This is a genomic window from Flavobacterium sp. ZE23DGlu08, from assembly GCF_030505335.1.
GTDB classification, from domain to species: Bacteria; Bacteroidota; Bacteroidia; order Flavobacteriales; family Flavobacteriaceae; genus Flavobacterium; species Flavobacterium algoritolerans.
The window spans coordinates 2,696,803-2,717,924 of sequence record NZ_CP130045.1 but is presented as its reverse complement, the minus strand read 5'-3'; the positions used below and the strand labels follow the sequence as shown (position 1 = coordinate 2,717,924).

Sequence of the window (21,122 nt, the reverse complement as noted above, 5' to 3'; positions counted from 1 at the left end):
TAAGACCAAAAAGCTCCTTCAAATTGTAGCGTATAAAAAGATTCAGATCATTTTGAGAACATAATAGCGATAATTAAAATTTTATCAAACTCTTTTTTGTTTTACAAACTATAATTAAAATTTACACTCCATCGATAATTTGCTTCAACATTGCCGCCGGTAAGGTTTTGATTGATAGGCAACATTGCATTGGCCCCAAAAGAAAGTCTTTCCTTCCCTACTTCGAAACCAACTTTCCCAAAAAAAATATCACCGTTTGTATTTCTTAATTTTTGATTGTGCTGGTAATTGCTTTCATAGACTTCCCCTGCAAAACCAAGTTGTGGAACAATAGAAAAGCTATTTTTCTCGTATAAATAAAAAAATGTTCCTGCATAATTGATCTGATTTCCAAAACGGTAACTCTTTTGATTTTCTGTTTTTATCACATAATTCAGCATGGAGTTCAAACCAAACTGCTTTCTTTTTACGACATATTCAATTGCCAAAAGATAATCCCAACTTCCTGTTCCTACCTGAAAACTTGGATTTATACTTCCGGAATTCGCTTCATTGAACTTTCCGGTTGGCGCTTTTATTCCACCTCCCAATTGCAACGTATGTACCAAAAAAGTGCTGTCCTTATGGGTTTGATACAAGCGATACATCGCCAAAACGGTGATGTCACCAATTCCATTGATGCTTTTATTACCTGTTGCCGTTTCTCTTTCATGAAAATGATACGGTATTAATGCCGAAACCTGAACTGTTTCACTAACCGGAATTCGGCCCCAAACCTGAACAGTGTTGAAGTTTTCTTTGTACCAAGGCGAATTGCTGTACAAACCATCCATGGATTTGTATTGTTGATTGAAATACCGAATTCCGACGAAATTAGTATTTAACATCGAGGCAAATCCCATGCTTCCTCCGCTGGCTGAGCAGCCGCAGGCATCACAAAAATCTTCTTCTTCAAGAAAGGAATGGTATTTTGTAAATGGATTTATGGCGTTTAAACTGTCTTTTTCTGTGGCGTTTGCCAATTGAAAAAGCAGTAGCAATAGTAGTGTGTATTTTTTCATGTTTGTTGTTTTTAGCCCTGATGGAAACGGAAAGCCCGGAGCGGAAAAGACTTGTTTTTCTTGTCCTGAAAAAGCGACCAAGGGAAGCTCTTTTCAGGACATAGAAAAACGGCTTTTGTAGCGAGGACTTGTAGTGTACAGCAGGAAATAGCTTCTAAAATTAATATTCGGAAAAGCGTTTATCCGTTAGGTATTGCGTGTCTGTCAGTGTTTTTAGAAAAGCAATTATTTTTGATTTTTCGGTTGCTGTTAAAGGAATTCCAAGCGACCCATTTTTATTTAAAATTGGGTCTAAAGTAGCTGAATTGACTACCCCAGAATTGTAATGTTCCAAAACGGCTTCTAATGAAAATAAGCGACCGTCGTGCATATAAGGCGCTGTTTTTTCTATATTTCGAAGACTTGGCACTTTGAATTTATACTTGTCCTGAGGCAACTCAGTAACACGGAAACGACCAACATCATTGTACGCGGGATCTACTGGCAAACCATTGTTTATAAAAGAATTATCGGTAAATAAATCCGTGGCGTGACAACTGGAACATTTCTGGTTGAAAATTGCATAACCGTCCTGCTCGTCTTGAGTGAGCGTTCCTCCGGATTCATTACGGCGATACTTATCAAAACGGGAATTAGAGGAAGTGATCATCACCATGAATTGCCCCAACGCTTTGAGCATGTTTTCGGAATTGATTTGTCCATCAGAAAAAGCCACTTTGAATAGCTTTTGGTACTCTGAATCACTTTTCATCATCGTGATGGCTTTGGCAAAATCGCCATTCATTTCGATAGGACTTGTGAACGGAATGATAGGCTGTAAATCTAAATGTGATGTTGCTCCATCGTACATAAAAGTGGTCTGATAGGCTAAATTCTGGATTGGTGGCGTGTTTCGCGTTCCAATAGCGTCATCTACTCCGTGGCTCAAAGTGTGGCCGTGATGCGTAAATGCATCTTCTTGAATGTGACAAAACCCACAGGAAACTATTCCATCTGAAGCTAATCGACCGTCATAGAAAAGCTTTTTCCCGAGTTCAAACCCTTTTTCAGTAGGTGGATTATTCGCTAAATCATATGCCAAAGGCGGGAAATTTGCAGGAACTTGAAAATCCAAAGGAATATCCTGATAGTCATTGCCTTCATCATTAGAACAAGACCACAGCAACGGAAAAATGAGCAATATGATATATTTTGCTTTCATTTTTTATATTTTTTAAAAGCGGTCAGACTTTGATATCCAACCGCTATCAGTTTGAAAATTAGTCGTTATGAACGTGGTCTATTGTAAACATCGAGGAAATATTAGCGGTGACTAACGCTAATTTAGCACCACCCATCACGGTTGCAGATTCTGAAAAATTGATTTTATTGGTTCCATCAATAAGTTGTGACAAATCAGCCATAATGTGAACTTGAGGCGTAATTGTAGTTCTCACCAAAGCATTTTCAGGAAAATCTAAAGTAACTTCAGTGTAGTTATAATCCGTTCCGGTTTGTCCGGTATGGAGTTTAAATTGCGTAGCCGATGGCACCGTAGATGAAGTAAAAGTTCCTTCGAAAGCCACAAACTTATAACCGGCGCTCCAAGACCACATCATTCCGGCCGCTTGGGCTGTTGCCAAGAAATCTCCTTGACCAGTTGCTCCTGCCTCCCATTGTGTTTTATCAACTCCAATTCCGTATTTTACTTTAGTATAATTTCCGGCAGGGATATTGGAAAGATTCAACGTCAAAGTTGTTGTTGTCAGTTCGTCTACAATAAAATAACTTTGGTTTTTTGGATAGATAAAAGTCGTTCCGTCTGCTTTTGTCAAGACAATATTACTCACAATGTACATCGCTTTTGATGCCGCAATGACTTCACCATTAGCGTTTGTATAATTTGTATTCATAGCAAAATTAGCCGATTTGTACACGTTATCGAATTCTAATTTAAGATTTCCGTTTCCAGTAATCATTTCATTATCATCATCATTTGAACAAGAGAATAAGGTAACTGCGATAGCCATTACAGCTAGTATATTTTTTAATTGAAATTTCATTTCTTAGGTTTTTTATTTTAAATATAGGTATTGATTTGCCTGCCGTTTTTGGACCATTTTTTTCCAAAAAAAGCAAACAGAATCTCATCCGTTGTATAAAAACGGATTAATAAAAGCACACTACGTGCATAAAAATTTAAGAAATGAAAGTGGGTGGGTGAAAAACAGAAGTACTATTCAAGTGAAAGTATAAATTAGAATAGTATGGGTTTATTTTTTCTTTGGTGGCAAAACAAACGGGTACAATTACAAAAGATTTAATTTCCTCAAAAATAAGTACATCAAGTATTGGAGTAGTTCCTTTTTTATCCGAAGAAAGTGGTTTTTCAGCATCAGAAGCTTTGGCCAATTCTTTCATCAAATGACATTTTCCGTTACATTGCATTTTAGGTTTATCCTTATTGATACAAAGCACTTTTGAAATGTATTCATAATTCACGACATACTCTAAAACCGGCAGAATGGGCTTTACTAGCATGATTAATACAATTATGAATATGATTTTTTTCACGGTGCAAATTTACAACATCATTGAGCAAAAAAAATATTTTTAAATAGAATAATCCTGTAAAAATCATTCTATTTAAAAACAAATATTTGGAGGCTTTATGCCAATTTCAATTCGGGGATTTCAATCTCAAATAATTCTAATTTATAGGAATTAAATTGATTAAATATCTCTTTTTTAGAACTTTCGAAAAAAGGAGTTGCTGAGAATAAATCTTCATAATATTCAATTCCTTGCAGCAAATTATTTTTAAATGAATTCCATTTTTTAATTTGTCCCAAAGTTATTTCTTCAGAAACGGATACAATTTCATTCTTCAGATAATCTAAATACATTTTTAACTCTTTGACAAATAGATTTGGTCGATTAGTGACCGACAATACCGATGCGTTTCCATAAATATGCTGCACCATTTTAGACAGTGAAACTTCTTGATCAAAATATGCCATATTAGGTCCGGGACAAATGATTACTCCTTGCGCCTGACCTTTAATTTTAATGTCATTTTCAAGATACGAAGCATTGGCTAAACCTACACAAAGACAGGCTTTCTCCGTAATACTGTTTTTCTTTTTTTCGAAAACTTCTGCTGGTAAAATATCTTTTTCAAGAAGCAATTCTTCCAGTTTCAAATCTTGAAATTTTTTGGAAGATGTACAAATTCCTTTCGCATCGTATTCTTTGCTTAGCGCCAAAAATCGTTTTGGACATGAACTTCCCGCTTTGCTTTCCTCAATTCGTTTCAATTTCAATTTTTCATTCGTCGTTCCTCGTAACGTATTGAAAGGAATTCCCAATGGCGAAATATGACTTAAATACAAATCATCTTCTTTGGCTCCAGCCAATAATGCTCTGGTGTGCTGATCAACTGAAGTTGCCTCTGGCACCAATAAAAAAGGCGAACCCCAACCCACAGAATCCACATCATAATGGTCCAATAGAAAATCGTGTTCTTCAGCAGTTCCAACTCCGCCTTGAACGGTAATTTTTAAATCCAAAGGCTGTTCCGGAACATGCATTTCTTTTTGTCCCAAGGCTTTTACCATCAACTCATGCGCTGATTGAATCAATTGCTCTTTTTTCTGTTTGAATTCTTCCAGAATCGGTCCTAACAAATAGCCTTCGGTAGCAAAAGCATGCCCGCCGCAATTCAGTCCGGATTCGATTCGATATTCAGAAACCCAAAGTCCTTTTTTAGCCAGAAAATTCCCTTGAATCATCGCCGAACGAAAGTCGCTTACTTTCAGCGTGATTTTCTTTTTCAATGCATTATTCGAATCTGGAAAGAAAGCTGAAAAACTTTCGAAATAGCTGTATAATCTTGGATTCATCCCCGCCGATAAAACTACCGAAGATTCTAATGTACTATTGACAAACCCACGCAGCGCGGCATGTGCATCATTAAAAATAATTGGTAATTGTTCGTCTTTGATGAAATTATCCTTATCCAATTTGGTCATAATATTGACATCAATATCGCCCGGATAAAGATTTTTCTCCAGATAATTTTTGATGTTTTCTTTGAAAGCAAAACCGTCTTCCATCAAGTTTTGCAAACCTGATTTAATCTCTGATTTGTTGGGCAGCATGGCGATGTAATTTTCCAAAGATGATTTGCTTTCGGATAGTTCCGTTTTGAAATTTTCAAATTTTTCTTTTACGATTTTGTCTACCAAATTCAAATAAGAAGTAATGCGTTCTGCACGATAATCATGTATTTTTTGGGTAATTTCCTGATACGGCAAATCGAATTTCTTACTGTAAAAAGCATTCATTTTTTCGATAAGTTCATCATCCATAATTGAAATCACAGATGAAATTCCATACTTCGCCACTCGTATAGGACTATCAATCGTATAAGCAAGTCCCATAACCGGGATATGAAAAGTATGAAGCGGATTATTTTTTGTCATGCTAAAAATGATTTAATAAATAAACCACAAAAGTCGAGAAACAAAAAACTATAAAAACTGATAAATATCATATGCTATGCTACTTTAATGAAATACTTTAGCCATTATTTTTTTATGTGAATTTTCACTAAACAAATACTTTTTTCTGATGATATTTTATGATTTCAATCATATTACTATTGATTTTATAAAAATTATATTTGTATTCGTTGCAAATTTTTGCCTTTTTTTATTGCTAATAAACTATTATTAATTCCAATTTAATTATGCAAATAGACATCGATTTATTGTTTTCATGGGGAGCTGTTGCCAAAAAATACAAAAAAAATGAAGTTATTTTTCAGGAAGATGAAATAGCTCATTTTTATTATCAAATCATTGGTGGCAGCGTGAGAATGTTTAACTCAAATGACGAAGGAAAAGAGTTCACACAAGGACTTTTTTGTATAGGAGAAAGTTTTGGAGAACCTCCTTTGTTTATTGATCAGCCGTATCCATCTAAAGCGATTTGCATTCAGGACAGCACTATCATAAAATTATCAAAGGATAAATTTTTGAAAATTCTTGACGAATATCCCGTAATACAGAAAGCATTTTTGGTTTTACTTGCCAATAAAATTCATTCAAAATCCAATACTTCAAAAGAGATCATCAACCAGAAACCGGAGTTTAGAATTCTAGCCTTTTTGAATACACACAAAAGAAAATCAGAATGTAATGGCAGTAAAGTATTGATTCCCTATACGCGTCAGGAAATTGCAAATTTTACCGGTTTAAGAGTCGAAACGGTGATTCGCGTTTTTTCAAAAATGAATGATTGCAACAAAGTTGACATCATCAATCACAAAATATTTTATTAAAAAATGAAATTAAACATACAGTTTTGGCTTAAATTCTCCTTGTTAAATCTTTGTATCGTTGCCTCACTTGGCGTTTTAATGCGTTATAAAATTGGTTTTGAATTCCCTTATTTCAATCAAAAAAACATCTTACATTCCCATTCTCATTTTGCATTTTCAGGATGGATCAGTCATACTTTGATGACATTGATGACATATTATCTTCAAAAAAAAACCACTGATTTTCAAGCAAATAAATATCAAAAAATAATCATAGCCAATCTAATTTGTTCCTATGGAATGCTGATTTTTTTTATTATTCAGGGATACGGAATGATTTCCATATTTTTCTCAACGGCATCGATTCTGGTATCCTATGTTTTTGGCTATTATTACATTAAAGATTTAAAAAAACTGGATACCGATTTTGCTTCAATAAACTGGTTTAAAGCCGCCGTAGTTTTTAATATTATTTCCTCTTTCGGCACTTTTTACTTGGCTTACATGATGGCCAGTAAAAATGTCATACAGGATTTATATTTAGCATCTATTTATTATTTTCTTCATTTTCAATATAACGGTTGGTTTTTCTTTGCTTGTATTGGTTTATTTTTTGGCTTTTTAAATCTAAAAAAATCAGAACATCCTTTTTACGAAACTTCCTTTAAACTATTTGCTATTTCTTGTATTCCTGCTTATTTTTTATCCACACTTTGGCTCGATTTACCGATTTGGCTTTATGTCATCACAGTTTTTGCTGCAATAATTCAGGTTTTTGCCTGGTTTAAACTTCTTTTAATTTTAATACAAAAACAAAAAGAGTATTTGAAAAATTTTGCCCCATTGTTGCGCTACATTTTACTCTTTTCCTGTTTGGCATTAAGCATCAAATTCATACTGCAATTGGGTTCAACTATCCCATCGTTAAGCCAGCTTGCCTTTGGCTTCAGGCCAATTGTAATCGCCTATTTACACTTGGTTTTATTGGCGGTAATCACGTTGTTCTTGTTGTTTTACATCTATGCCAGTCATTTGATTTTCATTACTAAAAAGATAAAAATTGGCCTGGTTCTATTTTCCATTGGCGTTTTATTAAATGAGTTGGTTTTAGCCATTCAAGGTGTTGCATCGTTCAGTTATACCATAATTCCGTACGTAAATGAACTTCTTTTTATAGTTGCATTAATCTTGCTTTTAGGAATCGGGTTTACTACCTATTTTTCCATCAAAAAAGTTAAAAATAACCCTCCTTTATGATTGAACGCATATAATAAACATTTGATAATTAAGTACTTTGCTATATAAAACCAAAGTAACCTTAATTATGAAAAAATCAATTCAATTAGTAGTAGCTGTTTGTGTATTTACCATTTTTGGCTGCAAACAAAATAGTGAAGCTGCATCTGAATCAACAACAGAAAATACAGCAACCCAAGGTGGTGGACAGTCAGCGGTGATTGATGAAACTTCTAATCCAAATATTGTTCAGGTAGCTTCCGGAAGCAAAGATCACTCCACACTTGTAACAGCCGTAAAAGCAGCAGAATTAGTGGATGTATTGAGCAATGCCGGGCCGTTTACGGTTTTTGCACCAACAAACGCTGCTTTTGATAAACTTCCAAAAGGAACCGTTGAAGGATTATTAGAACCCGGAAAAAAAGATGATTTGAAAAATATATTAGAATACCATACTTACGTAGGAAATCTAAAGACTGAATACATGCAAGACGGGCAGGAATATGAACAAGTGAATGCAGGAAAAATAAAAGTCACTAAAGTAGGTGACAAAGTGTTTGTAAATGGTTCCGAAATAGTGGCATCAATACCAACATCAAACGGAATTATACACGTAATCAATGATGTTTTACTTCCAAAAAAATAATATTATTAATTCATTTTGCCAGATTGAAAAAAGCGTAAACTAAAGTAGTTTACGCTTTTTTTATGCTTTTCATCCTATGGTTTTGTACATTAATACTGCCGAAATATTCATGGCTCTTTGTTTAATTTCTTCTGCTTTTTCTCCCGTGAATAATTCATCTACGGTAGCATTAAACAAGGCATTCCAATGCTGAAAATGAGCTTCTTTCATTTCGCTTTTTTGATGTAACTCTTTGTGTTTAGTCATAGGATTTCCGGTGTAATTCCCATTAGAAAACATAACATTTTCCCAGAAATCATACATTTTAGGCAAGTGCTCTTCCCAATTCACCTTGGCTACATCTGTAAAAAAATAACCGATTTTAGTATCTGTTTTTATTTTACCGTAGAAAGTGTTTATCAGTTTCTCAATGTCGTTTCTGTTTTTTATATCTGTTTTCATTTCTAGATTTTTTAGCCTTTAAACAATAAACACAAGCTGTCTTCCAATGCTTCTACGGAATGCAAAACTGCTACTGGAATTTCTTGTTCGTCATAAAGAAAGAGTTCGTTTTGTTGGTTCTCCTCTTTATAAATCACGTTTCCTTTTATCACCAATAATTTGGCAGGAACATCCGTTTTATGCTCCTTGAGAATCATTCCTTTTTTGAAAGCAATCACCATTACTTTACTGCAAGAAGTATTTTGAACCACTTGCGCCACTGGATTAGCGGCATTTTCTAGTTTTTGAAGTATATCTTTAAACATTATAAATCTTTGTTTTTAAATTTAATTAATGAAATGAAAAATGGAATAATAATCCACAAACACAATAACGAAAAAGAAAGTAACAGCCCCAATGAAGTCCCGAAAAAATCTTTAAAAATAGCTCCGGTATATCCCATCATCGCAGAAACATCCAGATGCAATAGGATTTGAATTCGAGCTAAATCTATTGGGCTAAGTGCCGTAACGCCTATCATTGCTTTCTCTATTGGATAGTCTGAAAATTGAAACAATAAATACAAAATTATTCCATCAAAAAGCAGTGCAAAATATAACCAGCCCATGATGGCAATCCCTATTCCTTTTGCCTTGTCTCTCGTCAGTATCGAACTTAAAAATGCTAAAGCCACGAAGACCAACGTAATCAGACAACCTATAACGAGCATCATAATCCCTACACTATCCGGTGCATTAATTAAAAGCGGAATTCCGGCACCAATAAAAAAGGCTAAAACCATTGCTAACGAAAGTCCGAGAAATAAACTCAACCAAATTTTCTTGCGTTTAATGGGTTGGCTTAATAAAAGCTCAATAAACTCTGTACTATTATACAAATAAATCGTGGCAAAAAGAATGGAAACCAGCGGAACCGTGAATAAAATTATATTCAAAATGGTAAGCAATCCTTTGGCAGAATTATCTTCCAGCCCAAATGAACTCCAGGAAAGAATGGCTAAAATAAGCGTGTACGCCAGTATAATCTTGTTCTTCAGAATGTCTAGAAAAATGATTTTAATGATTCTGTTCATTGCTTTTGTTTTTTAAGATTTTAGCAATTGCTTTGGATATTTTTTGTTCGTTTGTTGATTCCAATAAATCCGCGATACTTTGATGAAAATGCACTGTCCCGTCTTGCATGTAAATAATTTGGGTAATCAAGTCATCTAATTCGCTCAAAAGATGGGAAGTAATCAAAATGAGTTTTCCCTTTTCTTTTTCTTTTATAATTTTCTCTTTCAATATTTCGGAAGCCAATGGATCTAATCCCGCTGTAGGTTCATCTAAAATCAACACTTCAGGATTAAACAAAAAAGCCAGCGTAGCACTTACTTTTTGCGTTGTTCCACCAGAAAGTGTCCGCATTTGTTTATCAACTATTTTTTCGAGTTCAAATGCATGGACTAAATCCTCATCTAAAACCTGATTCGAATTCCGAATTTTTTTTATCATTTCGATGATTTGCCCAACTGTCATATAATCCGGATAACGCCCTATTTGCGGCATATATCCTATTTGTTCCCGATATTTAAATTCCTTTAAAATTGATTTTTCATTGAATAAAATATCGCCTTTTGAAGGAATCACCATTCCCAAAATACTTTTTATCAAAGTGGTTTTTCCACAGCCATTTGGACCAATTAAAGCAATGCATTCTCCTTTTTTAAAAGAAAGATTGATATCATTTAAAACCTCTAATTTTCCAAATTTTTTATATATATTTTTTATTTCAATCATAATGGTAATGAATGCATTAATGGCGAATTGTCAATAAAATTATCCGGCGTTATACTGGGCAACACTTTTTCGGATTTATCCAAAAGTGTGATCATAAAACTCCGGAACAGCAACATCGCCGAGGGATTATTTTCAACTAAAACTGCAAATAAACTCAACGGATGATACGGTACATCACCGACACCATTTTTGTCTAAATCATATCCTTCATATTTATCCCAATAATTGGTATTGAACGTATTTAAAACTAAACTTCCGTTAGTTCCCATATCAAAAGTATTTCCAATAAAATTATTATTTACGATTTCATTATCTACGCAACTGGCTTGGATTTTCATGGCCCAACCGTTGGCTTCAAATACATTCTTTTCAATTCGAATTCGATTGGTTCCTTCCATGTGAATTCCAGAAGTATTTTTAGAAAATTTATTTCCTATGATATGACTGTCCGTGATTTCCTTAAGGAATAATCCATAAGCGCCATCACCCCAATTTTCTTCGAAATAGTTATTGAACATCTTGACATTTTTGGTAAACATTACCGCAACGCCGGCACCGTTATTCTTGAAAACATTCGTAATATAGGCGTCGTCATTAGAGAACATAAAATGCAAACCATACCGAATATTGTTAGTTGAAATATTTCTCCAGATAACGGAATTGGTCACAAATTCAAAATAAATCCCATCACGATGACCGGAAATAGTATTAGCGATAATTTGGAGATTTTCACTTTTCCAACAATGAATTCCGTTGCCTATTTGCTGTTCTTCTTTGCCATACGCCACAATGGTGTTGTTTTTTATCAGGCAGTTTTTACCATTTTGGATATAAATTCCAAAGAAATTATCATCTAGAATATTGTTCTGAATAACAACATGGCTTTTATTGTAGACTTTAATCGCGCAGGGATCTTCGAGTGAAGCATACCCTGATTTTATCACTTTAAAACCTTGCACAACCACACTATCCGCTTTAATGGAAAGTACTTCATACTTTTTTTGCCCATCTAAAACTGGAAATCCTTTACCCAGAAAAAAAATTCTTTTATCAATAACAATATTGCCTTCTTTATAAACTCCTTTATGAACTAAAATAGTGTCACCAACTTTAGCCGAGATAATTGCTTTTTTTATTGATTTTATAGGTTTATTAGCACCTACTTCAATCACATGAGCATGAAGGAATGAAGAAAAAAACAGAAATATGTAGAGGAATTTTTTCATTATTTTTTAAAATTAAACCGTCTGAATTTAAATACAAAAAAAGACTGGTTTATTTTGCGATTACTGCTTCCCAAGTAACTGGTTTTGCTTCTAATTTTATTTCAAATTCTTTTGCGTCATTTTCAGAAGAAAAAGCAATAATTCCGCCTCTCATAGGGCTTTGAATAGTTCCTCCGGAAAGGAAAAAAGCAGTTTCAGCAGTAATTAAAACATTGTCTTGGGTATAATCATTCACATAATAAGTTGTCATTTTTGTGTTGGAATTTTCTTTTCCATAATGTACCATACACATGAAATCATCAAACTTGTAGACTCTTCCTTTTTCAGTAATTACTTCGGCCGCATATTTACCATCGGCGATTGTCATTTTACAGAAATCGCACGTATCAACGTTCAATTTAATGGGAACCACTTCTGTTTTGGCACAGGAAAAAAAAGACAAAGATAAAAAGACAAACAAAGCTGTTGTTGTACTTGATTTTTTGAATCTCTGCAACAGATTAGCCTCTTTAATAACTAGTAAAAACAATAAAAATCCCGATGCGATCAGCATCCATCCTCCACTATCCGGAATAGAATACGCTCCAAAATTCAGAAGTTGTTTGTATCCTATTAATGGCGGCTGATACGACATTCCTGGCACTCTGATTGCTGCATTTGGATCTAGATTATGTCCGTATTCATAGTTCCATCGATAAAAATCGACTGCTGCTAATATTCCAAAAAGAATGAACGAAATAAACAAAGCATAAAGTCCTTTTTTCTTAGCAACTACCGCAACTACCAAAGCACATAATGCAAAAAAACCAATGATATAAGGCAATACGGTAAACTCTATAAAATCTTCTTTGTGTAAGGTTTTCATGCCAATATAATGGTTCAATCCATTAATAATCTCGACATCACCACCTATTTTATTAGCATGTAGTTGCAATACTAAACCTTCCGGATATTGTGGTGCGGACAATTCAATTCTCCACATTGGAACAAAAACAGATAACACTAATAGTACCATCACCAACAAAAGCATCACTTTTGAAAGCGTTGAAATGTTTGAATTATTCATGATTTTTTTATTAAAAAAGGGAACAAACTAAATAATTTGTTCCCTCTTGAATTTGAAGTGATTCTTATTTAGCCGGTATATTTGTTCCTAAGCTAAATGTGAGAGGAACACTACTTCCCGTAGCAGAAACTCTTAGATATCCTGACATTTCCTGGTGTAGCGCACTACAAAAATCAGTACAATAGAAAGGAAATATGCCTACTTTTTTCGGAATCCATTTCAAAGTGGCTGTTTCACCCGGCATGATTAACAACTCGGCATTATCAGCACCTTTTATAGCAAATCCATGGGGTACATCCCAATCTTGTTCTAAATTAGTGACATGAAAATATACCTCATCACCCACTTTAACCCCTTCGATATTGTCAGAAGCAAAGTGAGAACGTATGGAAGTCATATACACATGAACTTGGTTTCCTTGTCTTACTACTTTAGCTTCTTTTTCTCCTTTGGCAACATAAGGGTGTTTATTTTCTTCGATTTTATAGAATTTCAACTGACCATTATTCCTAATTAAATCAGCCGGAGCAGATTGTGCATAATGGGGTTCTCCAATAGTTGGATAATCTAATATAAGTTTCATTTTATCTCCGCTAATATCAAACAATTGCGCACTTTGAGCTAGTTCAGGTCCAGTAGGCAAGTATCTGTCTTTGGTAATTTTATTATAAACGACCATGTATTTTCCAAATGGTTTTTTACTGTCGCCACCAGGAATAGAAAGGTGTCCAGGAGAATAATAAGTAGGTGCTCTATCTAAAACTTTCAATGTTTTAATGTCCCATTTCACCACTTCGGAAGAAACAAAGAAAGTAGTATATGCATTTCCTTTTCCATCAAACTCAGTATGTAATGGTCCTAATCCCGGTTTTTTAACCTCACCATACAAAGCTGCTTCGTATTTGATAACCGGAATACCTTCGTATTCGCCATCAAATTGTTTTTTTGCAATAGCATTTTTCATTTTGTCAAAACTAAAGACAGGAATTAAAGCCGCTAATTTTCCGCTGCCTATAATGTATTCTCCTGTAGGATCTACATCACATCCATGAGGTGATTTTGGACAAGGAATCATGTAGCAAATGTCTTTTAACACTTTAGAATCCAAAACTAATACTTCAGTTCTCATTTCAGATTTTGCTGTATGCGTTTTTTCGTCCCAAGTATTGTGTACGTATTTAGCTTTCACTTTTTTTCCTTTTCCGGCTTTAATGTACTCTTCGGCTTTTTTCCAATTCACCGCCATAATATAATCTTTATCATTCTGTGAAGCATTCACTTCCAGTAAAGTATTGGCTTGTTCTGTATTGTAACAAGAGAAGAAAAACCAACCGTGAGATTTGCCTTTACCGGCATGACTCAAGTCGAAATTTACTCCCGGCGCTTCAATTTGGAAAGCGATATCCATCTGACCTTCCTTGCCTACTTTTACAAAACTCAAATAGCCTTTGAAATTTTGTTTGTAGGTATTTATAGGCACATCACCGTTTGCATTATCCGTAGGAACGCTGAATCGGGTTCCAGCCACCACATATTCTGTGTTTTCAGTAATAAATGGAGAAGAGTGATTTCCTGCACTATTCGGCAATTCGATTATTTCAACCGTTTTGAACGTTTTCAAATCAACACGGGCAATTCTGGGTGTGTTATTGGCATTTGCAAAAATCCAACGACCATCTACCTCACCTTTGGTTTGAGACAATTCTAAATGGTGCTGATCGTCCCAAGGCACATAACCGTGAGAAGTATTCAACATTGGTTTCGTTTCTTCGCTGTATCCGTAACCAGTTTGAGGATCTTGGGAAAATATTGGAACTACTCTCAATAATCTTGCACTTGGCAAACCATATACACTCATTTGACCACTAAAACCTCCTGAAACGAAATTATAGAATTCGTCATATTTTCCTGGAGCAACATACGCTTTTTGAGCTGCGTCCCCACTTACGGCATCTGCAGTATCTTTTGGTCTGCAAGAACCAAAAAGTGCACTTACCAAGACTATCGCAAGACTTGTTTTTATAAAAATATTGTTCATTTTATTTTGAATTAAATTATTTTACCCCATCGTTTTTACGCATGTATTCCAACAAGTTTCTTGCATCAACATCTGTCAAAGCTTGATTTGGCATACGAACCAAGCAAAGTTCTAATTGTGCTTGAAGTTTTGGGTCTTTATCAATCATTGGGTCAGGATTGGTGATAAAGTTCATAATCCATTCTGGTTTTTGTCTTTGAGTAACTCCTTTCCATCCTGGGCCAACTAATTTTTCATCAGTCAATTTATGGCAAGAAGAACATTTAACGGATTGGATTTTTTCTCCTTCGGCAGCCATTGCTTCATCCAATTTATCACCTAAATCAACTGATGTATGTTTTCCAATACCTCTGTTTGGATCATACGTAGCCGCATCGGTTGGGTTGGTCGCAGATTCCTCAGAAGGAGCAGCAGTATCTTTTGAAAAGTCATCATTAGTTTTGGTTTTATCACCACATGAAGTTAACATTACGAATGCAACTACAAAAAAAGTTAATTTGTACATAAAATTGTTTTTAGAATTGTTTAACAAATTTGCGATTAGATTAGCGCATTAATTATGACTGGAATCATACTTAATCAAGTATTTTTTATGATTTTTCTACTTCTAATCAGAAAATCAAACGATAAACTTTTGTTAACGATTAAACTTTTAAATGCTATCCTTGTCCTATATGCATAAAACTTAAAACAATACATATGAAAAAATTATTTATCGTTGCATTATTAGTTGTCGGAATGACAAGCTTTGCACAAGAAAGAAAAGCAAGACCAGAGAGAGCCAAAATGGAGCAAATGACTCCTGAGCAAAGAAACCAATTGCATTTAAAAAAATTGACTCTGGAATTAGATTTGAATGCTTCACAGCAAAAAGAAATGAGTAAAATCATCGCGGAACAAAGTGCCAAAAGAGAAGCTAAAATGGCAGAACGAAAAGCAACTAAAGATTCGGATAAAAAACAACTTACTTCTGACGAACTTTTTGCTAAAAAAAGCAAAATGTTAGACGAGCAAATTGTAATGAAAGAAAGAATGAAAAAAATTCTTTCAGCAGACCAATATAAAAAATGGGATGACATGAAAGATAAAAGACATCACGGAATGAAAAAAAGGATGATGCACCATAAAGACGGAAAACCAGCAAAAATGGGCGAAAAAAAATAATCCATTTACTTAAACTATTTCATCTTAGTTCATAAAAAAGCCCCTAATCAGGGGCTTTTTTTTATTAAAATGTTTTCGAAACTTTATCTATTGCCCGAATGGTAAAATCTAAATCCTCATACGTTAATGCATCAGTAATAAACCACGTTTCATAAGCTGATGGTGCAATATAAATTCCCTCTTGTAATAATCCGTGGAAGAATTTCTTGAACGTTTCGTTATCGCCGTTTGCAGCGGTTTGAAAGTCTACAACTGGAGCAGCATCAAAATGAACCGAAATCATTGATCCAACACTGTTAATTGTAAAGGTAACATTATTTGCTTTCAACACTTTATCAATTCCCGCAGCCAAATATGCTGTTTTCTCTTCTAATCTTTGAAAAATAGCACGGTCACTATCTAAAGCCTGTAACATCGCTAATCCTGCAGCCATTGCTAATGGATTTCCTGATAATGTTCCTGCCTGATAAACGGGACCTAACGGAGCTAGGTAATTCATAATTTCTTCACGGGCAGCAAAAGCACCAACAGGCAATCCTCCACCAATTACTTTCCCGAAGCAAACAATATCAGCAGTTATATTGAATAATTCCTGAACACCACCTCTAGCGAGTCTGAAACCAGTCATAACCTCATCAAAAATCAATAGAATTCCATTATCGGTACACAATTGGCGCAAGCCTTCCAAAAAGCCTTTATTTGGCGGAATACAACCCATATTCCCCGCAACAGGTTCTACGATTATAGCTGCAATTTCATTTTTATTGGCTTCAATTAAAGTCGCTACATTTTCTAAGTCATTGTATTTTGCAAGCAAAGTATCTTTGGCCGTTCCAGCTGTAACTCCGGGACTGTTTGGCGAACCAAAAGTAATTGCTCCACTTCCGGCTTGGATTAAAAACGAATCCGAATGACCGTGATAACAACCTGCAAATTTTATTATTTTATCTCTTTTGGTAAATCCGCGAGCCAATCTTACAGCACTCATACAGGCTTCGGTACCTGAATTTACAAATCTAATTTTATCGATATTTGGAACCATGGAAACAGCCAAAGCTGCAATTTGAGTTTCCAATTCTGTTGGCATCCCAAATGAGGTTCCTAACTTAGCTTTCTCAATCACGGCTTGTACTACCGGTTCGTAAGCGTGTCCTAAAATCATCGGTCCCCAAGAATTGATATAGTCAATCAAACGGTTTCCATCTTCATCGTACAAATAAGCACCTTTGGCACTTTTGACAAAAATTGGAGTTCCACCCACCGCTTTAAAAGCTCTTACTGGCGAATTTACACCTCCTGGAATTACTTTTTCTGCTTCAGCAAAAAGCTGACTGCTTCTTTTATACAACATTTATGAATTATGAATTATAGTTATTTTTTCAATTATTTTACCATCAACCTCTGTCCAATAGAAAGTGTATTGTCAGAAAGATTATTTTTTTGTTTTAAATCATCAACCTTTAAATCGAATTTTTTTGAAATGGAATACAGCGTATCCCCTTTTTGAACAACGTATGAAAATAAGTCTTGATTGATTGTATTTCTAGATTCAATCGTTAATTCTTCAACCATTTGTTTTTCATTAGGCACATAATTTACATCTAAAACCTGATTGTCATATTGATGCAAATTGTAGCGCTCAATATAAGAAATCAACTTATCCGGATATTTTGGATCTGTAGCATAACCTGCAGCTCTTAGCCCTTTTGCCCATGCTTTATAATCGCCTTTTGAGAATTCAAACAGCTTGGAATACCTACTTCTTCCTGTCAAAAATAACGCGTGATCTTTGAAGGATTCTGAAGGATTGTCATATTTCCTAAAGCACTCCTGGTCAGAATCATCGTCATGCTTAACGCTTTCTCCTGTCCATCCTACGTGACATTTTATTCCAAAATGATTATTGGCACTTATCGCTAAATCACCTCTTCCTGCACCTGATTCTAAAATCCCCTGAGCCAAAATAATACTTGCGGGAATCCCATAATTTTTCATGTTACCCATTGCAATTTCTTTAAATTTAGAAATATACGATACAATAACATCATTAGTAACCACTGTTTTTGAAGTTGAAACAATTACTTCTGTTTCTCGATTACTTTGTTCTTTTTTTACCGGTTTTGCAACTGTTGGTCTTGTAGTGGCAGGACTTGACGCAGCTGGTTTTTTTATCGTGCGTACTACCTCTGGTTTTGGTTTTATGGGAGCTTTCTTTGTTACAATAACAGGTTTTGCGGCATTACAACCTATCAAAGTAATTATGGTAAGAAGCAGTAGGATTTTTTTAAACATTGATATTGATTGTTGGTAATTGTTTGTTTCTTAATTTCATATTCATTCCTTGAATTCCCTGAATTCCACCTGTATGAATTAGTAAAATTTTTGATTCGGCAGGAAAATAGTTTTTTTGAATTAAATCTATAACGCCAAAAACCATCTTTCCCGTATAAATGGGGTCCAAGGGAATTTGATTTTCCATGTAAAACTGATTAATGAATCCAATTAAGGTTTCATTTACTTTCCCGTAACCCCCAAAATGATACTCCGTAATTAAGTCCCAATTTTCATTTTGGACAAAATTACGAATTTCCTCTTTCAAAAAATCACCTTTTAAAGCGGGAAATCCTAAAACTTTTTGGTGCGGTAAAGCACTGTTAATAATTCCAGAAATGGTACCGCCAGTTCCTATTGAGCAACAAATATAATCAAATTCAGCATCTTCCGGAGTTAGAATCTCTTGACACCCTTTGATGGCTAAAGCATTTGTTCCTCCTTCAGGTATTAGATAAAAATCGCCAAATTGCTGTTTTAATTTCTCTAAAAATGAAGCCTCGCTTTTTAAGCGGTACTCTTCTCTTGAAATAAATTCCAGTTGCATTCCGCAATTTTGAGCAAATGCCAATGTGGGATTCTCTGCTATTTTACTCCCTAATTCATCCCCACGAATAATTCCTATGGTTTTAAATCCTTTTTCTTTTCCTGCAAAAGCTACTGCTGCGATATGATTTGAAAAAGCCCCGCCAAAAGTAAGCAGCGTTTCAAAATGCTCCTTTTTCGCTTGCAGCAAATTGTATTTCAGCTTTCTGAATTTATTTCCGGAAACAAAAGGGTGAATCAAATCCTCCCGTTTGATGGCTACTGAAATAGAGTTTAGAAACGGAGATGTTACCTGTTGATTCAAGGGAAGTGATTTTGGCACAAAGGTAAAATTATATCTAATAAAAATGCAACCCTTACAGATTGCATTTTTTTCATTTATGTTGACTCTTATCTTCTGATAATTATTTTTTGACCAACTTCAATTTTATCTTTAGTTGCTATTTTAACGATATAAATTCCATCACTAAGTCCCGAAGTAGAAAAGGTATAAGACGAATTCGATCCTAAATCTTTTTTATTAAAAATTAATTTTCCGGCTACATCATACAAATTGCAAGTAGCAAGATCCAGTAATAATGGATTACTAATGGTTAAGTTCTTAGTTGTGTTATTTTGATAAACCACAAAACTTTGGCGAGCTGTTTCGTCAACTCCTAAAGCAACATTGTTTTTAAAAGTAATTTCAAACTGTGTGTTGTTTACTCCTGCCGGCAATGTCAAATCATAGAAATCGTTTTTGATGTCGTGGTATAAATCGGTTGTTTTATCGTGTAAATAAACGGCATTGGTCCCAGTAAAATTCAACATTCCCTTTACTGTAATTTTAAAATTAGCTTGATTTGTATTTTTAAAACCAATTGGAATCTTTTTATCCATATCAAAATTCACTGCATTGATAAGATATTCATCGTTATCTATCACAAAATAAACATCTGCCGGACAATCATCACTGGAAGATATTGCATCCATCGCACGATCAACTCCATCAGTAGCACCTGGAACAAATGCCAGAACAATTTGACGAACTCCTTGATTATTCAATAAGGTATTAAATCGGATTTGAGGTGTTGGTAAAACACTTACGGTTTTGTAATCAAAACCGGATACTGATGGAATATCAGCCATATAAGTCGAAGTAGTCTTTGTTTTATTTGAATTTATATTTCTTTCAAATTCAGAAAAATTCGATGCGCCTTCTTTAACAAAAACCCTGTAGCTATTTTTCATCTCCACAGTTCCGTTAACTAAACCATCAATCATGAAACCTTGTCCAATAGGAGAAAAACGTCTTTCATAATTTCCTCCTGCACCAGAAGCCGATGCTTCATTCCCAGAGCCATCATAGGAATAAAAAGTAGCTGGCACGTATATACCTGATCCTCCTCTGGAGATAGGGGAAAAAGTTCCATATCCGCCTTTATAATCCGCAATAAAATGGGAATCAACTGTTTTATCCTGCTCCCAGAAATAAGCAATTCCGGTACAATGTGTTTGTTCAATTAAAAAAGCAGACAAATCTATTGCCGATGGATATGGATTTCCTGTCAATGTAAATTGTTCAAATGCAACTGGAATGGAAATAGTCCCATCATTAGGCTTCCCTCTAAAATCGTAGCGCTGTATACCTCCAGGATTGTTCTGAACTCCATTTACTGTTGTTAAATTAGTCCCTGAACTCCCTTTCATCGTAAACCCTTCTCCTGCATTAATATTCGAAGTTGTTCCTACCTGAATCCAATCTGAATAATTGGATGAAGCAGTTAACTTAAAAATCCAGTAAGGTGCAATTGCAAATGGGCTGGCAGTGCCATTATAATTATTCATTGCCAAAGGTGTTGAATTAGCACTATTAGTTACATCTAAAATATCTTTTAGTTGTGTGATTCCAAAAGCAGAATTTCCTGCAATTGCATTACTGCCACCAACTGGAGAGCACCAATAATCAAATTGATAATTGTTTGTTGTTCCTTCTTGAAAAACAGACAAGCTTCCAAGTCCTTTATTAGCACTTCCTGATGTAGCACCTTGAACCAACTGAGCATCTGTCCTTAAATAGAAATTACTGCTGGCAGCATTTAACTCCAGTTGCTGTTTCACAAAAACTACTTGGTTATTTGCAAAAACATAACTGTTAGGACTTACATACATCTGGGCATTTACACTGTTCTGTAAAAATAATCCGGTAACAATCAACAGTGTTCGTTTAAGTAATTTTGAGTCCATAAGCCAACATTTTAAATTAATTTGTATGAAATAAATTATATTCTTTATTAAGACATTGCAC

The 21,122-nt window shown here is 34.7% G+C and carries 21 protein-coding genes; 4 read left to right on the top strand and 17 right to left on the bottom strand.

The features are described from left to right. Positions 1-101: 101 nt before the first annotated feature. The 5 genes from Q1W72_RS11915 to Q1W72_RS11895 all read right to left on the bottom strand — a co-directional run bounded on the left by Q1W72_RS11915 (position 102) and on the right by Q1W72_RS11895 (position 5,524). Positions 102-1,061 carry a transporter gene (locus Q1W72_RS11915; protein ID WP_302135475.1) on the bottom strand — a complete coding sequence of 320 codons (960 nt, stop codon included), beginning with the start codon at positions 1,059-1,061 and terminating at the stop codon, positions 102-104. A 160-nt stretch (positions 1,062-1,221) separates the two neighbouring features. Then, positions 1,222-2,262 carry a cytochrome-c peroxidase gene (locus Q1W72_RS11910; RefSeq protein ID WP_302135473.1) on the bottom strand — a complete coding sequence of 347 codons (1,041 nt, stop codon included), beginning with the start codon at positions 2,260-2,262 and terminating at the stop codon, positions 1,222-1,224. Between the two features lie 58 nt (positions 2,263-2,320). Further along, the gene (locus tag Q1W72_RS11905; protein WP_302135472.1) at positions 2,321-3,103 is read right to left on the bottom strand and encodes an MbnP family protein; all 783 of its coding nucleotides are present in this window, start codon (positions 3,101-3,103) and stop codon (positions 2,321-2,323) included. Between the two features lie 136 nt (positions 3,104-3,239). Beyond that, positions 3,240-3,581 (bottom strand): hypothetical protein, encoded by a 342-nt coding sequence (locus Q1W72_RS11900; RefSeq protein ID WP_121343361.1) that lies wholly within the window; start codon positions 3,579-3,581, stop codon positions 3,240-3,242. 128 nt (positions 3,582-3,709) lie between these two features. Continuing rightward, positions 3,710-5,524, bottom strand: a complete 1,815-nt coding sequence (locus tag Q1W72_RS11895) for a hypothetical protein (RefSeq protein WP_302135470.1) — start codon at positions 5,522-5,524, stop codon at positions 3,710-3,712. A 266-nt stretch (positions 5,525-5,790) separates the two neighbouring features. On the opposite strand from Q1W72_RS11895, the gene Q1W72_RS11890 reads away from it, so the two are divergent. The 3 genes from Q1W72_RS11890 to Q1W72_RS11880 all read left to right on the top strand — a co-directional run bounded on the left by Q1W72_RS11890 (position 5,791) and on the right by Q1W72_RS11880 (position 8,245). Continuing rightward, entirely contained in the window at positions 5,791-6,384 is a 594-nt protein-coding gene (locus tag Q1W72_RS11890; protein ID WP_302135468.1) for a Crp/Fnr family transcriptional regulator, read from the top strand. Between the two features lie 3 nt (positions 6,385-6,387). Then, positions 6,388-7,620: a hypothetical protein gene (locus tag Q1W72_RS11885; protein WP_302135466.1), complete on the top strand. Its 1,233-nt coding sequence runs from the start codon at positions 6,388-6,390 to the stop codon at positions 7,618-7,620. Between the two features lie 67 nt (positions 7,621-7,687). Beyond that, positions 7,688-8,245, top strand: a complete 558-nt coding sequence (locus tag Q1W72_RS11880) for a fasciclin domain-containing protein (protein ID WP_302135465.1) — start codon at positions 7,688-7,690, stop codon at positions 8,243-8,245. A gap of 69 nt (positions 8,246-8,314) precedes the next feature. Here Q1W72_RS11880 and Q1W72_RS11875 read toward each other — a convergent pair whose 3' ends face one another. The 8 genes from Q1W72_RS11875 to Q1W72_RS11840 form a co-directional block, all read right to left on the bottom strand. Next, a complete protein-coding gene (locus Q1W72_RS11875) occupies positions 8,315-8,686 on the bottom strand; it encodes a group III truncated hemoglobin (protein WP_302135463.1) in 372 nt (123 codons plus the stop codon). An 11-nt stretch (positions 8,687-8,697) separates the two neighbouring features. Then, entirely contained in the window at positions 8,698-8,991 is a 294-nt protein-coding gene (locus tag Q1W72_RS11870; protein WP_099714515.1) for a hypothetical protein, read from the bottom strand. After that, complete coding sequence (locus Q1W72_RS11865; RefSeq protein WP_282732121.1) at positions 8,991-9,758, bottom strand: ABC transporter permease subunit; 768 nt, start codon at positions 9,756-9,758, stop codon at positions 8,991-8,993. The genes Q1W72_RS11870 and Q1W72_RS11865 overlap by 1 nt, the downstream gene beginning before the upstream one ends. Then, the gene (locus tag Q1W72_RS11860; protein ID WP_099714513.1) at positions 9,742-10,464 is read right to left on the bottom strand and encodes an ABC transporter ATP-binding protein; all 723 of its coding nucleotides are present in this window, start codon (positions 10,462-10,464) and stop codon (positions 9,742-9,744) included. Before Q1W72_RS11860 ends, Q1W72_RS11865 begins: the two co-directional genes overlap by 17 nt. Further along, positions 10,461-11,690 (bottom strand): nitrous oxide reductase family maturation protein NosD, encoded by a 1,230-nt coding sequence (locus Q1W72_RS11855; protein WP_302135460.1) that lies wholly within the window; start codon positions 11,688-11,690, stop codon positions 10,461-10,463. Before Q1W72_RS11855 ends, Q1W72_RS11860 begins: the two co-directional genes overlap by 4 nt. A 49-nt stretch (positions 11,691-11,739) precedes the next feature. Beyond that, positions 11,740-12,756, bottom strand: coding sequence for a nitrous oxide reductase accessory protein NosL (locus Q1W72_RS11850; RefSeq protein WP_302135458.1), 1,017 nt, complete (start codon positions 12,754-12,756; stop codon positions 11,740-11,742). A 64-nt stretch (positions 12,757-12,820) separates the two neighbouring features. Next, positions 12,821-14,794 (bottom strand): Sec-dependent nitrous-oxide reductase, encoded by a 1,974-nt coding sequence (gene nosZ, locus Q1W72_RS11845; RefSeq protein WP_302135456.1) that lies wholly within the window; start codon positions 14,792-14,794, stop codon positions 12,821-12,823. Positions 14,795-14,810: 16 nt separating this feature from the next. After that, positions 14,811-15,299 (bottom strand): c-type cytochrome, encoded by a 489-nt coding sequence (locus tag Q1W72_RS11840; protein ID WP_302135454.1) that lies wholly within the window; start codon positions 15,297-15,299, stop codon positions 14,811-14,813. Between the two features lie 194 nt (positions 15,300-15,493). Here Q1W72_RS11840 and Q1W72_RS11835 point away from each other — a divergent pair, with 194 nt between their 5' ends. Further along, the gene (locus tag Q1W72_RS11835) at positions 15,494-15,958 is read left to right on the top strand and encodes a hypothetical protein (protein ID WP_302135452.1); all 465 of its coding nucleotides are present in this window, start codon (positions 15,494-15,496) and stop codon (positions 15,956-15,958) included. Between the two features lie 64 nt (positions 15,959-16,022). Here Q1W72_RS11835 and hemL read toward each other — a convergent pair whose 3' ends face one another. From hemL to Q1W72_RS11815, 4 genes are all read right to left on the bottom strand, one after another. Then, positions 16,023-17,309 (bottom strand): glutamate-1-semialdehyde 2,1-aminomutase, encoded by a 1,287-nt coding sequence (gene hemL / locus Q1W72_RS11830; RefSeq protein WP_302135450.1) that lies wholly within the window; start codon positions 17,307-17,309, stop codon positions 16,023-16,025. Between the two features lie 32 nt (positions 17,310-17,341). Then, a complete protein-coding gene (locus tag Q1W72_RS11825; protein ID WP_302135448.1) occupies positions 17,342-18,250 on the bottom strand; it encodes a glucosaminidase domain-containing protein in 909 nt (302 codons plus the stop codon). Then, on the bottom strand, positions 18,243-19,139 hold the full coding sequence (locus Q1W72_RS11820; protein ID WP_302135439.1) for a 1-aminocyclopropane-1-carboxylate deaminase/D-cysteine desulfhydrase: 897 nt from the start codon (positions 19,137-19,139) through the stop codon (positions 18,243-18,245). The genes Q1W72_RS11825 and Q1W72_RS11820 overlap by 8 nt, the downstream gene beginning before the upstream one ends. Before the next feature lie 86 nt (positions 19,140-19,225). Further along, positions 19,226-21,061: a T9SS type A sorting domain-containing protein gene (locus Q1W72_RS11815; RefSeq protein ID WP_302135437.1), complete on the bottom strand. Its 1,836-nt coding sequence runs from the start codon at positions 21,059-21,061 to the stop codon at positions 19,226-19,228. Between the last annotated feature and the right edge of the window lie 61 nt (positions 21,062-21,122).